Source organism: Cerasibacillus terrae (assembly GCF_008039555.1).
Taxonomy (GTDB): domain Bacteria; phylum Bacillota; class Bacilli; order Bacillales; family Amphibacillaceae; genus Cerasibacillus; species Cerasibacillus terrae.
In genome coordinates this window covers 215,405-230,271 of record NZ_VDUW01000002.1, presented here as the reverse complement: position 1 = coordinate 230,271, position 14,867 = coordinate 215,405, and the positions used below count along the sequence as shown (strand labels likewise).

At 36.0% G+C, this 14,867-nt stretch carries 15 protein-coding genes; all 15 read right to left on the bottom strand.

The annotated features are described in order from the left end of the window. Positions 1-3 precede the first annotated feature (3 nt). Entirely contained in the window at positions 4-873 is an 870-nt protein-coding gene (locus FHP05_RS04545; protein WP_147666056.1) for an efflux RND transporter periplasmic adaptor subunit, read from the bottom strand. 98 nt (positions 874-971) lie between these two features. Next, positions 972-1,835, bottom strand: coding sequence for a TetR/AcrR family transcriptional regulator (locus tag FHP05_RS04540; RefSeq protein ID WP_191126231.1), 864 nt, complete (start codon positions 1,833-1,835; stop codon positions 972-974). Between the two features lie 372 nt (positions 1,836-2,207). Beyond that, entirely contained in the window at positions 2,208-2,546 is a 339-nt protein-coding gene (locus tag FHP05_RS04535) for a hypothetical protein (protein ID WP_147666054.1), read from the bottom strand. A 177-nt stretch (positions 2,547-2,723) separates the two neighbouring features. After that, positions 2,724-3,179 (bottom strand): hypothetical protein, encoded by a 456-nt coding sequence (locus FHP05_RS04530; protein ID WP_147666053.1) that lies wholly within the window; start codon positions 3,177-3,179, stop codon positions 2,724-2,726. A gap of 51 nt (positions 3,180-3,230) precedes the next feature. Next, positions 3,231-3,650 carry a 3-hydroxyacyl-ACP dehydratase FabZ gene (gene fabZ, locus FHP05_RS04525; protein WP_147666052.1) on the bottom strand — a complete coding sequence of 140 codons (420 nt, stop codon included), beginning with the start codon at positions 3,648-3,650 and terminating at the stop codon, positions 3,231-3,233. 144 nt (positions 3,651-3,794) lie between these two features. Further along, positions 3,795-4,127 (bottom strand): DNA-directed RNA polymerase subunit beta, encoded by a 333-nt coding sequence (locus FHP05_RS04520; RefSeq protein ID WP_147666051.1) that lies wholly within the window; start codon positions 4,125-4,127, stop codon positions 3,795-3,797. Between the two features lie 239 nt (positions 4,128-4,366). Beyond that, positions 4,367-5,197: a flagellar hook-basal body protein gene (locus tag FHP05_RS04515; RefSeq protein WP_147666050.1), complete on the bottom strand. Its 831-nt coding sequence runs from the start codon at positions 5,195-5,197 to the stop codon at positions 4,367-4,369. Positions 5,198-5,246: 49 nt separating this feature from the next. Then, complete coding sequence (locus FHP05_RS04510) at positions 5,247-6,047, bottom strand: flagellar hook-basal body protein (RefSeq protein ID WP_147666049.1); 801 nt, start codon at positions 6,045-6,047, stop codon at positions 5,247-5,249. Positions 6,048-6,121: 74 nt separating this feature from the next. Continuing rightward, positions 6,122-7,123: a rod shape-determining protein gene (mreB, locus tag FHP05_RS04505; RefSeq protein WP_147666048.1), complete on the bottom strand. Its 1,002-nt coding sequence runs from the start codon at positions 7,121-7,123 to the stop codon at positions 6,122-6,124. A gap of 332 nt (positions 7,124-7,455) precedes the next feature. Further along, positions 7,456-7,737, bottom strand: coding sequence for a sporulation transcriptional regulator SpoIIID (spoIIID, locus tag FHP05_RS04500; RefSeq protein ID WP_147666047.1), 282 nt, complete (start codon positions 7,735-7,737; stop codon positions 7,456-7,458). 822 nt (positions 7,738-8,559) lie between these two features. After that, positions 8,560-9,504 carry a M23 family metallopeptidase gene (locus tag FHP05_RS04490; protein WP_147666046.1) on the bottom strand — a complete coding sequence of 315 codons (945 nt, stop codon included), beginning with the start codon at positions 9,502-9,504 and terminating at the stop codon, positions 8,560-8,562. A 182-nt stretch (positions 9,505-9,686) separates the two neighbouring features. Further along, positions 9,687-11,318 (bottom strand): hypothetical protein, encoded by a 1,632-nt coding sequence (locus tag FHP05_RS04485; RefSeq protein ID WP_147666045.1) that lies wholly within the window; start codon positions 11,316-11,318, stop codon positions 9,687-9,689. Beyond that, positions 11,315-12,112, bottom strand: a complete 798-nt coding sequence (locus FHP05_RS04480) for an ABC transporter ATP-binding protein (protein ID WP_230973922.1) — start codon at positions 12,110-12,112, stop codon at positions 11,315-11,317. The genes FHP05_RS04485 and FHP05_RS04480 overlap by 4 nt, the downstream gene beginning before the upstream one ends. Before the next feature lie 457 nt (positions 12,113-12,569). Beyond that, on the bottom strand, positions 12,570-13,709 hold the full coding sequence (gene spoIID / locus FHP05_RS04475) for a stage II sporulation protein D (RefSeq protein WP_230973921.1): 1,140 nt from the start codon (positions 13,707-13,709) through the stop codon (positions 12,570-12,572). Between the two features lie 138 nt (positions 13,710-13,847). Next, complete coding sequence (locus FHP05_RS04470; RefSeq protein WP_147666263.1) at positions 13,848-14,840, bottom strand: ABC transporter ATP-binding protein; 993 nt, start codon at positions 14,838-14,840, stop codon at positions 13,848-13,850. Positions 14,841-14,867 lie beyond the last annotated feature (27 nt).

The window sequence follows — 14,867 nt, the reverse complement described above, 5'->3', positions numbered from 1 at the left end:
AATTTATTCCCCACTTTCCTCTACCACATTTATCTTGCTACCATCCATAAGGGTTAGTTGGCCATTTACAATGACTTGATCCCCTTTTTTGATTTTTCCTTTAATAGCAGTTTGATCTGATTGTGTTTCTTCTATATCTACCGTAACTTTCTTTGCTTTATCATCTTTTGCAATATAAACAAATGTTTCGCCACCTTCTTCAACAATGGCACTTGTTGGAACTTGGATGGCATCTTTGACACGTTTCATCGGAACAATTGCTTTTACAACTTCACCTGCTAATATTTCGTCCTCTTCATTTTCTATTGTTCCTTCAACAGGATATAATCCAGTATCATCTGGAACTGTTCCAATTGATGTAATACTTAATTTCCCCTTTTCATCGTCATAATAGACATCTAGCGTGTCATCTTTTTTAAATAAAGCTTGATATTGTCCTGTTACAGAAAAATGCACTTTTAATGTATCTACATCTGCAATATAAGCAACAGGTTCTTCCGCGGGTAACATCTCACCTTCACTTGCTGAAAAATTAATGAATCTTCCATCTTTCGAGGCACGGATGGTTTGATTTCCTGCAGGTGTTTTCACAACAAACAGTTTATCATTCTTTTTTACTTCTTCCCCTTCTTCTCGTTCAATGGAATCTATTTCTCCTGGCATTTCTAGCACGATTGGTGCACTTGATTTCGGCTGTGTTCGACCATAGACAGTATTTTTTACTGTCAAATCTTTTTTCGTTACTTCTTGAACTTCAACAAGTATTGTTCTATCTTCCTCTTTGTCATCACCTGTTTTCTCTTCTTCTCCGGAACAAGCTGCCAATGTAAAAATCACTACAAAAGCAAGTAAACTATAAATTACCTTTTTCATTTTACACTCTCCATTTCTTTCATTTGTCTGTTTTCCTTTTTTAAAAATTGATATGTATCTATCTATCTTCCGCAGGTTTTTAAAAATCATTCAATCTCTTATTCTAACCCTATTAAATCAATTTCAACGGTCTTTGCTAGTTTTTCACAATAAGGAATGAGTTCTGGAATTTGTTGAAAATGAACAAGCAAGCCTTGAATCATTACTTCTGACGATTCTTCCTTTACTATTTCTTTCTGTAATGCTTCCCATACTTCCTTTAAGTGATTCAGTTGTTTTTCTGAAAGGGAAAGGCGATTTATTTCCAAATATATTTGTTCCATGATAGACATTGGTTCAAATTGGAAATTACCGTTCACTGATAAGGCTGTTACAAGTGCAGGCTCCTCTTTAGTAATCATTCCATTTACCAAGTCATCCATTCTTCTAATAAGAAATGCTCCTGCTTGAACAAAATCAAACTCCACATCTTCTGTTAATAACCAATTAATATATCCAGATAATAGTCCTTCAAATTGAATTACAATATCCAGCAAAAAAGGTTCTATTTGATCTTCATATATACTTTCTAAATGACTACAAATCCAATGAAATTTTTCCTTTTTTATATGTTGAATGAGTGTTTCCATCTGTTCACCAATCAAAATACTTTCATGAAAATAAGTTAAAATAAAATTTCGGTACTTAGAAATATATTCAAACAAAACAGTCGTCTGTTTAGCCAGACTTTCCCTAGGAGATCCTGTTTCCCTATCTACTTGAACAAGCTGATTGGCCAATTTTTCATGAAAATATTGAAAAGCTGTAACAATAAACTTTTCTTTGGACTGAAAATATAAGTAAAAAGATCCTTTTGACATGTTTGCTTCATCTGTAATCTCTTGGATGGATGTCGCATGGTATCCTTTTATCGAAAATAAGGATAAACCTGCTTCCATCAATTGTATTTTTTTCTCATTCATATTCTTCACCTTTTATCACCATTAACTGGTTGTACGGCCCCCACTGATTGATGCTCCTCTTTATATACGATTAAGTCATCCTTTTTGTTTCATATTTAATTATTTAATATGTACTTAAGCATATTTTTACACTACTTAATCAGTATATGAATAACCAGTCAGTCATATGATTTGATATGGTAAGAATACATGAAAAAGAATGAACAAGCAAGAAGATAAACCTAACTTTTTCACTATAGACGGATATGGGTAATTTATGTGTGTAGTTATTTCTAAATAAAGGAGCGCGATGCAATTCGGCAACGATTTGATAAAAAAAGAGAGCATATCAGCATGCCCTCTCTTAACAGAATAAACTATATGAATAATGATTTATTCATTATCATTATTTTTATTCCTATTGTCTTCATTTGTATTATTGTTTTCACCCGTATTGTCTTCGTCTAAGATACCGCCATCATCGCGGCCCATGTCTTCTTCTTGGCGATCCATGTCTCCATTATTCTCATCTACGTTCCCATTGTTCCCGTTGTTCCCATTGTTCCCATCGTCGCCCCCATTATCATCAATGATATTACCATTATCTTCATTCAGGGGTGCATTATCTTCCTCTGGTGCATCATCATTATTATTATCTGTTGTTGCACACGCTGCAAATAATGTCACAATTAGAAAAGGAACTAATAGACGAATTAACCATTTATTTTTCATATGTATCCCTCCTTTAAAATGTTTTACAGTTTTTAGCATGTCCTTTTTTTATAATCTCATGCGATTTAAACAAAAATTATTTAACGTATTTGTATGAACCTTCAATCAGAGGGAGTTTAACAACCAGTTAACCACGTTCTATAATCAATAACAATGCTCATCCCCGATTTATTTTGTTCAAAGCCCGATATATTGCTCCGAATCCCGATATATTGCTCTGAATCCCGATATATATGCTCGAATCCCGATATATTGCTCTGAATCCCGATATCTGTGCCCGAAGCCCGATATATTGCTCTGAATCCCGATATATTGCTCTGAATCCCGATATATTGCTCGAATCCCGATATATTGCTCGAAGCCCGATATATTGCTCTGAATCCCGATATATATGCTCGAATCCCGATATACTGCTCTGAATCCCGATATCTGTGCTCGAAGCCCGATATATTGCTCCGAATCCCGATATATTGCTCTGAATCCCGATATCTTGCTCCGAAACCCGATATGTGCGCTGGAATCCCGATATCTGTGCTCGAATACCGATATCTGTGCTGGAATCCCGATATATCCGCTCGAATCCCGATATATTCGCCACAATCCCGATATATATGCTCGAAGCCCGATAACCACGCCCAAAAGTGATATAAAAAAGCGACCCCCGGATTAGGAGGTCGCTTATCTTTATTTTATTGCAAACATGATTTCTGCTTCACATGCTGTTTTCCCATTGACTGTTGCAATTCCTTTTCCTTTTCCAATTGGACCTTTCATGCGAAGTATCTCTACTTCTAATTTCAATTGGTCACCAGGTCTTACTTGATGTTTAAAACGGCATTTATCAATTCCAGCCAGAAAGCCTAATTTGCCTTTATTTTCTTCCATATGTAACATAGCAATTGCTCCAACTTGGGCAAGTGCTTCAACAATAAGTACCCCAGGCATTACGGCATATTCTGGAAAATGGCCTTGGAAAAATGGTTCATTTGCGGTAACATTTTTTAACCCTACTACACGTTTTCCTTCTTCCATCTCTAATACTTTATCAACAAGTAAAAAAGGATAGCGATGTGGAATAACTTCCTTTATTTGTTCAATGTCCATTTTTAACTCGACTCCTTTCTCGTCTTTTTTCATTCAGCTTTGTTATTTGCAATACAATTTTTCACCCAAGAAAAGGGGAAATTTAGTATCACCAGATAGATAAAAAGCTTGCATTAGCCAATACAAGCTTATTCGTCATTTATATTATTTTTCCTTTTTTACAATATCAATAACATGTTGCCATGTTTCTATTTTTAAGGCATCTTTTGGATTGCCATCACCGAGTACACCATAACCGATCATGAGACCAACAATTAATACGACAAAAGCTAGCAATAAAATAATAATCAAACGAAGCCAAATTGGTATCATTCGAAGACGTGGCTTCTTTGTCTTACGTTTTGCTACCTTTTTTTCTTGTTTTTCCTTTTTACGTGTTGATTCTTTCGCAGACTGCTCCTTCTTCTTAGTTGCTCTTCTTTGTTCTTGCTTTGTCTGCTTTTCTGTTGATGTTTTTTCTAATTGCTTTGTTCCCATGGCAAACTTCGCCTCTTTCTTTCCATCATCATGCCATATTTATGTGTTGGCTCCAATGATTTCACATAGCATAACATATCGTATTATATCATAAAAGGAGGTTAAAAGGGAATGACCATTCTTTTTTACTAAATAATTTCACATGTGAAAATCAATATATTTGATGGCTTAAAAATATCTGTAACCGTAATCATATCACTATATTTAATTTATTCTGGCTAAAAGTGATTTATACATGGTTATCGAATTTGATTCACAAGACCCATCATTTGATCTGCCATTGTAATGGTACGTGCATTCATTTGGTAGGAGCGTTGGGTCATCATTAGATCTGTCATTTGTTTCGCCACATCCACATTAGCTTGTTCTAGGGCACGGCTTTGTACTAAGTTCATATCTGAATCTACTTCTTGAATAATCTCTTCTAACGAGTGGCCTAGTTCATCTACATTTGGTATAGCGAAAAAATTATTTCCTTTTGCTTCGAATAAATGTGGGCGAATGGCTCTTACAACCGTTAGCCGGTCTACATATTGTTCTTCACCTTTTCGTGTCACATAGATGGCACCGTTCGGACGGATCGATATGTCTTCAAAGCCATCTTCCAATTCAATTGGACCTGTTAAACCTGTTACCGCATGACCATCTTTCGTAACGAGCCTAAGGATGGATGCGTTTTCTGTTGGATGTAAATAAAAAGCTCCGTCCCTTGTGAAATGTGTTTCCGTAATTCCTTGATTATTTACTTGAATTGGATAATAGTAGTCCTCTTCAAGCAAAACAGTATCTAATACCCGATCTGTTTCTTTTATGGAACCAATAGATAAATCGGAATGGGTTGTTCCTATTTTAGCCCCAGAACCAATTCGGATACCGTCTGGTGTTAATCTTCCTTCCGCATTTCTAGGCGCTGTCATATTATTCATTTGTTGAAATAATAATGAGGAGAACTCTGCTTGACGACTTTTATAACCGGTTGTTTGGCTATTTGCTAAATTATGGCCAATGATATCTAGCTTTTGCTGGAGTTGATTCATTGTAACTGCTGCTTCTGTCATAATTCGTGTCATCTATTTCACCTCATTCTTTTCATTTGATATAAAATATATTAAGCCCTGATTAACCAATTCTTCCAATATCATTTACTGCTTTTCCCATGCTTTCATCATAGGCCTTTAAAACACGTTGATTTGTTTCAAATGCACGATATGCTTCCATCATTTGTGTCATGGCCTGCAAACTATCGACATTGGATCGTTCTAGGAAACCTTGCTTTACATGAAATGTAGCTTCGTTTGGAATAGGGTTGGATTCCCCGTTCAACAAGCCATTCCCTTCCTTCTCCAAGTCATGCACATTTTCAACATAACGGATATCCAGTAAAGTGGATTGATCAGCTGTCTGTAAAAGCCCTTCATCTGTGACCGAAAAGTCTAATCCATTTGTAAATGTCGGATTTCCATCTTCCCCCAGAACATAATATCCTTCTGAAGTGACTAAAAACCCATCACCATCTACCGTAAAGTTCCCATTTCTTGTTAAACGAACTTCTCCAGCCTCATTTTGAACAGCAAAAAAGAAACCACCTGCATCATCTGGAATTTCTTGTTGAACAAGTGCCAGATCTGTATCCATACCTGTTTCCCGGAGTGCCCCTTCTGAAAAATCGGTTACAAACTCTTGGGCATAGACACCTGTAAAGAGTCCCCCGATTGGCCTCTTAGTAGGAATGTTCGCACCATATTTAATCGGATGCTTTGTATTTATTTCATTCATTAACATTTCCGAAAAGGCACGAAATGTTGTTTGGTCCGCTTTATATCCTGGAGTATTTGCATTTGCAATATTATTAGACAATGCTTCTTGATGTCTTTGTTGTGCAATCATTCCACTTGCTACCGTATATAAGCCCTTAAACATAGCAGTTAATCCTCCTGTTCAGTTAAGAATTCAGATTGACTAGATATGCTTCTTATTGATACACATTCATATTCTTAAATAATCTTCTTACGCTCGATTTTGTCAATATTAGCTAGCATCATCCCTGTACCTTTTGCGACACAATTTTTTGGTTCCTCAGCAAGTAGTACTGGTACTTTTAATTGTTCTGCAAGCAATTGATCGATTCCATGGAGTAATGCACCACCACCAGTTAAAATAACACCTCGATCAATGATATCTGCTGATAATTCTGGTGGAGTTTTCTCTAGAACTGACTTTGCAGCTTGAACCACAAGTGAAATGGACTCTCGTAATGATTCTTCGATTTCCTTAGAATGAACAGTAATCGTTCTTGGTAAACCAGTTACTAAATCACGTCCACGAATATCCAAGCTTTCATTCCGACCATCTGGAAATACTGTGGCAACATTTATCTTAATATCTTCTGCAGTACGTTCTCCAATTAATAAATTATATTTCTTTTTAATATATTGCAGAATATCAAGATCAATGGTGTCACCACCCATTTTAATTGATTCAGATGTCACAATATCCCCCATAGATAAAACCGCTACATCTGTCGTTCCTCCACCGATATCAACGACCATGTTTCCGCTTGGTTGGAAGATTTCCATCCCTGCACCAATAGCTGCAACTTTTGGCTCTTCTTCCAGATAAACCTTCTTACCACCAGATTTTTGGGCTGCTTCTTTAATGGCCTTTTGTTCTACTTTCGTAATATTTGTTGGACAACAAATCAACATTCTCGGTTTAGATAAGAAACCACGAACATTTATTTTATCGATAAAATGTTTTAACATTGCTTCTGTTACATCAAAATCAGCAATTACACCATTTTTCAATGGACGAATTGCTTCAATATTTCCTGGAGTACGACCGACCATACGGCGTGCCTCTTCCCCAACTTCCAGTACTTTTCCAGTCGTCCGGTCCATCGCTACGACTGCTGGCTCATTTAATACAATTCCTTTTCCTTTCAGATGAATCAACACATTGGCCGTTCCAAGGTCAATTCCAATATCTCGCGAAAACATTTGATTGGTTCCTCCTAAATTTATACTCTTTTCACCTGTAAATACACACGGGTAACTATTATCATATTTTACCACAAAACGAAAGATTTAAGTGCATATTTAGAAGAATATTTGGGGAATTTGTCACATTTTATGTTTTACTTAAACTTTTTCATAACAAATTTTCTTTAGAACATGTAAAAAACACCCACCAACATCGATGGGTGTCCCGTCTTTTAAAAGACATGTCTATATAAAAAAGCTTTTTCGTACACTCTTTTTGTAAACCCTCTTTTGAAAATATATTGTAAAGAACTACGCCTATTGCCACCTCCTATTTTCAGTAAATGTAATTAATGTGTAGCATCTAGCTCTCGATTCTCTTCTGATTGAAGCTTATATTTCTTCCGGGTCGCCTCACCTCCTCTTAGATGTCGAATTGATTTGTGATACTCAAGAATTTCTTTCACTTTCGTTGCAAGTTCTGGATTTATTTCTGGTAGGCGTTCCGTTAAATCTTTGTGAACCGTGCTTTTTGAAACACCAAATTCTTTCGCTATCTTCCGGACTGTTTTTCTTGTTTCTAAAAAATACAATCCGATTCGAAGCGTTCTTTCTTTGATGTAATCGTGCACACCGTTCTCCTCCCTATGATGTAATAGAAATTCCGAGGTGCGGAGCGAGATAAGGTTATCTGAGATCCTTCAATAAATGAACCTCAGATTTTTTTCTCTTTTTCCAAAAGTCACAGTGGCAACCTTCTTCTTTAGGAGCAACGCTTCTTCTAGTAATTTTATACCAATCGTTTCCCGTCAATTGACATGCAACAATAAACGTAAATAAACATGTAATAAATGCCATTATGGAGAGTATGTAATTCAGAAATAATAAGGATTGTTCATCATATAGCCACACCAGTCGTTCACCTCAGATCGTGTTAGTGCTTACATGGTTTGTAATATTTTATTATTGTAAAATGTGAATTATGAATAAATTTTACATTTTCTATGGAAAGCTAACTATACTTTGAAATATATGCATAAATGATTCTAATGGTTAAAAAGAGAAAATGTATTATTTGCATAAAGTGAAACTTCAATCAGTGGGAGTTTTTTTCTTCTCCCACTGATTGTTAGTTGAACGAATCGGGCCTTTACTGGCTGTTGATCCTCCACTTATAATTTTTCGGTATCTCGAATTCTTGATGTGGAGGTCTTACAGCCAGTTAATCTGCGGTAAAGTGAAACTTCAATCAGTGGGAGTTTTTTCTTCTCCCACTGATTGTTAGTTGAACGAATCGGGCCTTTACTGGCTGTTGATATTCCACTTATAATTCTTAGGGTTTCGAATTCTTGATGTGGAGATCTTACAGCCAGTTAATCTGCGGCAAAAAAAATACCTGAACCATATACTATGATTCAGGAAGTAAGATGAACCTATCAATTAACTTTAAAATTTTATTCGTTATCCTTTTCATCATCTGATTTTTTGTCATCATTTAACGGATTATCATTTTGCTTATCATCGGATTCTGCATTTTTATCAGATGCTTCATCGTTTTCAGACTCTTCATCCTCATCCTCAGATGGTTTTTCATCTGATTTTTCCTCATTTGAATCACCTTGAGGATCTTCATCTTCATTTACGGACTGATCGGACTCTTCTTTAGAAGGTTCTTCAGAAGGTTCTTCTGCTCCTTCAACAGGCTTTTCTTCTTTTACTTCAATTTTACTTACTGGTTGATTAAAATACTTTTCTGGATTCACTTGTTGATCGTTTTTCCGTAATTCAAAATGAACGTGAACACCATTGTCCTTTCCGAATAGGTTCTTCCCTGCAGTTCCTAATACATCTCCCTGCTTTACTTTGTCCCCAGCTTTGACATCGACCTCACCTAAACTTGCATAATATGTCATTACTTCATCTCCATGCTCTAAAGAAACGACATTTCCAAGTAGTGGGTCCTCCTTAATCTCTGCTACAGTTCCACTTAAAGATGCTAATACATCAAATGCGTCATCATCTTCTGTTCTAAGGTCAATTCCTGTACTTTGATAGTAGCGGCTGTTATGAAAAACGAGTGCATCTAAGCGTTCCTCTTTCTCTGCATCATAGTCATAGAATTTTGTAACGACTTGTGCTTTAACATCTTCTTTTACTGGCATTTGAATGACTTCATCTTGGTCCATAACTGGTACTGCATCTTCATCATGCATGTTCGGCTCATATAAGTCACCTTTTGCAGGATCTTCTGCTGCCTCTTCTTTATTTGTACTTTGAAACCAGATAACACCAGATAACAGAAGTGCAGCAACACCAAGATAAATAGCCGGGAAAAACCATTTTTTACGATACAGGTTACTCCATTTATTTTTTGGAGTACCTTTATTTTCTTCTTTCATCCTTATCACCTCAGCAATCATTCTGTTCAGAAAACTTATAATCTATACCTCTTTCATAGATTTTTTTACGATTTTCATAAGTTTATGCTAAAAATGAGGTGACTTGACGAAATACATCGTTTGCTTTCAGTGGAATAAGCGTTCAAGCCCCGAATACAGCATCTAAAATCCCAAACATTTTATTAGTTGGCAGGCTTTTTACGAAATACCACTGCCCAACTTACCCATGTAATAAAGGCCAATATAAGCATATAAATAATGGATCCATATGGTACAAGGGATACGACAAAGTGAATGACTGTAAAGACACCAACCACAAACATAAGTAAGAAGTAGAGGATGGTCATTCCACCTTGTGAAGCACTTTCCATTTTCTTACTGAATGGATAATCTACTTTTGTTATTATTTTATAGCAAGAGAGTGTATATAAAATGGCTGTAATTCCTATGATAATTAAGTCTAAAATAATGTGATAAGAGAAAATAAAGACAAATATGATAGACAATAATAGATAAATCGGAAAAAACAATTGTACTAGAAATGCTTTTAATGTGGCACTATATAGTCGCTTTGGATTTTCTGAAGGGGTTACATGAAAAATCCATGCACCATTATATCTCTCCGAATACTGTAGCATATGAACAACCGTACTTATAATAATTAAAGAAAAATAAATAAAGAAATATTGCTTGGTTTCCCCAAGTCCTTGGAAACCACCTTCTTCCATTTGATTAAACATAAAGATAAATGGAAACACAATCGCCAAACCTAATGATGGATAAACGCGAAGTTTAAAATCCCTTTCTCTACGAATTAATGAAGAAGCAAATTTAAAATAAGCACGTTCCTCCTTTGACCTACAACATACCTTTTCTGCTAATGCTGTCCATCTGCTTTTCTTTTTACGAGTAATAGAGACATTCATTAACTTCTTTAGATTTTGTTCAAAGCTTGGCATTAATCGGTAATACAGATAAATTGCTATAATTGGAACGATAACAGTGAAAAGCGCCATGATGGAAATTCCGGGTGAATGATGATGATTGAATAACAATTCAAATGGAGCACCAAACCACATCGGCGGGATGAATACATGCCACCATTCAAAGGTATATACCAAATCCATCTCAACTACATTAAACATTCTCGCTACAATCTGATAACCAATGAAAATACCAATTGCCATGAAGATTTGCACATAATTAATGATATCTTTTAACTTCTCTCCATTGAAAAGATGTAGAATAACCATGTAAATCATCGCTGTCAACGCAATTATAAATAGTAATGCCATAAACATTTCAAACAAAAACAACAAAAGAATGAGCGGACCATGTTGTGCCAGCATCACCACAGATGGAATAGCAATAAAACTTCCAGTCATCAAAAACATATAAATAAATACGTGCATCATTTTTGCTGCACTAATCGTTCTTGCATCAACAGGTTTTGTATGTAAAATCACCTTGTCTCGAACATCTAGTAATACAGCTGAAAAATCAGAAATCATTGCTGTCATCAAAATGAAGAAAGCAATTCCAAAGATGATGCTCATTTGAAACATATACGCATCACCAAAGAATAAAAAAGGGACGATGAGTAGACTATATAACACATAAATACCGAGCATTTTTAAAAATTGATTTCCTTCTTTAGGCTTCGTTCCATTGGCCTGAAACACCGTGGGAATCCTACGCTGATCCATCGTGAGCTTGACCTCTAAGATACTACGCATTGCTTGATAATCCACCTGAAAAAAGCGGAAAAACCCCTGAAAAAAATCTAATACCTGTAGAATCCGCAACTCCTTCATTTCTGCTCCTCTCCCATTACAAGATTCACCATATTTTCTGCTGTCTCCTGATGGGATTCAAACCCTGTTAATTGATTGAATATTGCTTCTAGAGATCCCTTTTCACTACTGTTCTTTAATTCATCAAAACTTCCATCTGCGGCAATTTCACCATCTACAAGTAGCACAATTCGATTACTTATTTTCTCAACAACGTCCATAATATGTGAGGAATAAAAAATCGTCTTCCCCCTTGCGGCAAGTTCTGCCAATAAATCTTTAATAATCATCACGCTATTGGCATCTAATCCACTCAATGGTTCGTCAAGGAAAATTAAATCTGGATCATGCAGTAAACTAGCAACAATTAACACCCGCTGACGCATTCCTTTAGAATAAGAGGAAATACGCTCATAGAAAGCCGACTCCATCCCTAGTTCTGTCATAAGTGCCAATGCTTTATTCTCTGCTTGTTTCCGGTCCATCCCATACATTTCTCCGACAAATGTCAAATATTCAGACGCCGTTAACATATCATAAACTTCCGCGTTTTCCGGTACATAACCAATTTTACGTTTATAATCAACATTACCGATTTCAATCTTCTTTCCAAACACCTCTACCGTTCCTTCATATCCTTCCAATAAACCAAGAATGATTTTTAATGTTGTACTTTTTCCAGCACCATTCGGACCAATATAACCAATAATTTGCCCACGATAGACATCCAAGTTAATTCTTTTTAATACCTGATTATCTAAAAAACGCATCTTTACATCTTGTAAACGAAGTACTCTTTCCATATTCGTATTCACAGATAATTCCTCCCATTATACACATTTTATTTTTCATATTATGAAGAAACTAGCTTGATTTGTAGTATGAAATATTCTTGAAATAAGGAATTGACTATGATGCTTTTTTATTTTGCCAAAAATTTCCTTCTTCCCTTATTTTCTCTTACTATATGTACGTGTACATAATGGAAATTGTTTCAAAAAACGCATTGGTGTTGGTTTAAGTGGAGAATTCTATGACAACCTTTCAAACTGTATAACCTAAAAAGCACCTGTATTCTTCATACAGGTACTTTCTTGAGTGAAAAGAGGGGATAAAGATGCCTTAATCCGTAGTAGTGGAATAATACTCATTAGAAGCATATGCTTTAGCTTATATCATGACTAACCACTGACGGTTTCCATGATAGAGCTTACGAATATACAAAATGGTGACCGGTCATAGGGGGACTTTACCTACCCGGTCACCATAATTTTATTTTTTCGTTACAAGTGTAGGAGCTGTTTCTTCCAGCGAGCTTATATCGACATCCTGATAATAATGTTTTACAATATCCTCATATGTTTTTCCTTCCTTTGCCATGCCATTAGCACCATATTGACTCATACCAACACCATGGCCGAATCCTTTTGTTTTAAAAATGAGATAATCCCCTTTTTGAGTGACGGTAAAATCATTGGAACGGAGATTTAATTGTTCCCGTACCTTCCGACCGCTAAAAGTTTCACCACCGATAGTTAATGCTTTTACACGATTACTATTTGTTCGTGTGATTTCTAACGGAATTTGTGTGCTGGATGCTAAGGAAACACCCAATTGTTTTCCCACTTCTTGAAGGGAGAGTGTTTGTTGATCAAGAAATTTAGGTGATTCTTTATCCCACGGGCTTTTCACACTTCGTAAATAAGGATGTTCATTATCCCAATAATCCTCAGAATTCTCTGTGTACCCATTACTTGTTGAAAAATAGGCAGGAAAAATCGGTGCTTGATTATAGGTTAAAATTTTCCCCTTTGTTGCTTGAACAGCCTCCTGTACCTTCTCCATTTTAGAACGGTAGTTTTTCCCCCATCTTTCCCGTAATTCCGTATCATCACTATACACTTGATCTGCCGTTGTATCTGTCACATCTGGCCCTTTTGTTTTCCCTTGGTGTAGCATTTGATTTACTATATATGTTCTAGCTGCTAAAGATTGTGCTTTCAATGCCTCTAATTCAAACTCCGCTGGCATTTCATTTGCTACGACACGGGAAACATATGTCTCAAGTGGAATATCCTCTATTTTATCTGTTTGGTTACGCATGACAGAAACTGTAACTGCTTCCCCCTCATCATTCATAGAGGTTGGCTCCTTATTTTCTGGCTGGGCTTTTTCCACCGAATCTACCACCTCTTTCTTTGATGCAGAAGGGACAACAATTAAGGTTGGTAACACCAACATCATCAGGAGCAAGCAAGTAAAAATAAATAAAAATGGTTTTCCAAAGGGATGTCGTTGATTCTGTGTTTTCATGATTGTTTTTTGCTTGTTTTGTTGAAGGTTCTTCTTTTGTAAGATTTTTTGCTTTATTTTCCAGTTTTTATTATGTTTTGTGTTCCATGACTTTTTCAAACGCTTCCCTCCCTATTTCCAGTTTTTTCCTATGTTAGGACAGGCTTTCTAGTACCCTTACTATTAAACATATACAAAAAAGAAATTTAATAGAACCAAATTAAAAAACATCCCAAAATATTTTTGAGATGTTTTCCATCACTTTTTCATACCAATTGTTACCTTTGGTGTATGTTGTTCTTGCTTTTTATAGAGATGACAGGCAACAAAGTGATTCTGTTCAATTTCTTGCCATGTTGGTTTCTCTATTTTGCAAATATCCATTGCAACTGGACAGCGTGTTCGAAACACACATCCACTTGGCGGATCAATGGGACTTGGTAATTCTCCCTCTAAAATGATTCTTTCCCTCTTCTCTTCCATATCCGGGTCTGGAATCGGAATAGCGGATAATAAAGCTTTTGTATATGGGTGTAATGGATTATCGTATAATGCATTACTTGCCGTCAACTCTACTAAATTTCCTAAATACATGACCCCTATTCGGTCAGAAATATGTTTTACCATCGATAAATCATGGGCAATAAATAGAAATGTTAATCCCTTTTCCTTTTGTAAGTTTTTTAATAGGTTGACGACTTGTGCCTGGACAGAAACATCCAGAGCAGAAATTGGCTCATCTGCAATAATGAACTCTGGGTCTAGTGCTAATGCACGGGCAATCCCAATCCGTTGTCTCTGTCCTCCACTAAATTCATGTGGATATCGATTGGCATGATCTCGGTTCAGCCCGACTTCTTCTAGTAATTCAAAAACTTTATCATTTTGTTCTTGTTTATACCGATATAATTGATGAACTTCCATCGGTTCTGCGATAATCTCACGAACAGTTAAGCGAGGATTCAAAGAAGCATATGGATCTTGAAAAATCATTTGCATTTGACGATGGAAAGATGTTTTTTCCTCTTTTTTTAATTGATGTACGTCTTTATCATTAAAAATAACTTCTCCGGCTGTTTTATGATATAATCCCATAATTGTCCGTCCAATCGTCGACTTCCCACATCCAGATTCTCCAACCAAGCCAAAAGTTTCTCCTTGATAGACATGGAAGGTAACATCGTCTACTGCTTTTAAGTATCTGTCTTTCCCAAGATTAAAATACTTTTTCAACTGACGAACTTGTAACATTTTTCCATTCAAATGCCATCCCCTCCT

Bases quoted from the DNA above. Each gene is read 5' to 3' on its own strand.
- FHP05_RS04545 (WP_147666056.1), bottom strand. From the start codon at position 873: ATGAAAAAGGTAATTTATAGTTTACTTGCTTTTGTAGTGATTTTTACA.
- FHP05_RS04540 (WP_191126231.1), bottom strand. From the start codon at position 1,835: ATGAATGAGAAAAAAATACAATTGATGGAAGCAGGTTTATCCTTATTT.
- FHP05_RS04535 (WP_147666054.1), bottom strand. From the start codon at position 2,546: ATGAAAAATAAATGGTTAATTCGTCTATTAGTTCCTTTTCTAATTGTG.
- fabZ (WP_147666052.1), bottom strand. From the start codon at position 3,650: ATGGACATTGAACAAATAAAGGAAGTTATTCCACATCGCTATCCTTTT.
- FHP05_RS04520 (WP_147666051.1), bottom strand. From the start codon at position 4,127: ATGGGAACAAAGCAATTAGAAAAAACATCAACAGAAAAGCAGACAAAG.
- FHP05_RS04515 (WP_147666050.1), bottom strand. From the start codon at position 5,197: ATGACACGAATTATGACAGAAGCAGCAGTTACAATGAATCAACTCCAG.
- FHP05_RS04510 (WP_147666049.1), bottom strand. From the start codon at position 6,047: ATGTTTAAGGGCTTATATACGGTAGCAAGTGGAATGATTGCACAACAA.
- mreB (WP_147666048.1), bottom strand. From the start codon at position 7,123: ATGTTTTCGCGAGATATTGGAATTGACCTTGGAACGGCCAATGTGTTG.
- FHP05_RS04490 (WP_147666046.1), bottom strand. From the start codon at position 9,504: ATGAAAGAAGAAAATAAAGGTACTCCAAAAAATAAATGGAGTAACCTG.
- FHP05_RS04485 (WP_147666045.1), bottom strand. From the start codon at position 11,318: ATGAAGGAGTTGCGGATTCTACAGGTATTAGATTTTTTTCAGGGGTTT.
- FHP05_RS04470 (WP_147666263.1), bottom strand. From the start codon at position 14,840: ATGTTACAAGTTCGTCAGTTGAAAAAGTATTTTAATCTTGGGAAAGAC.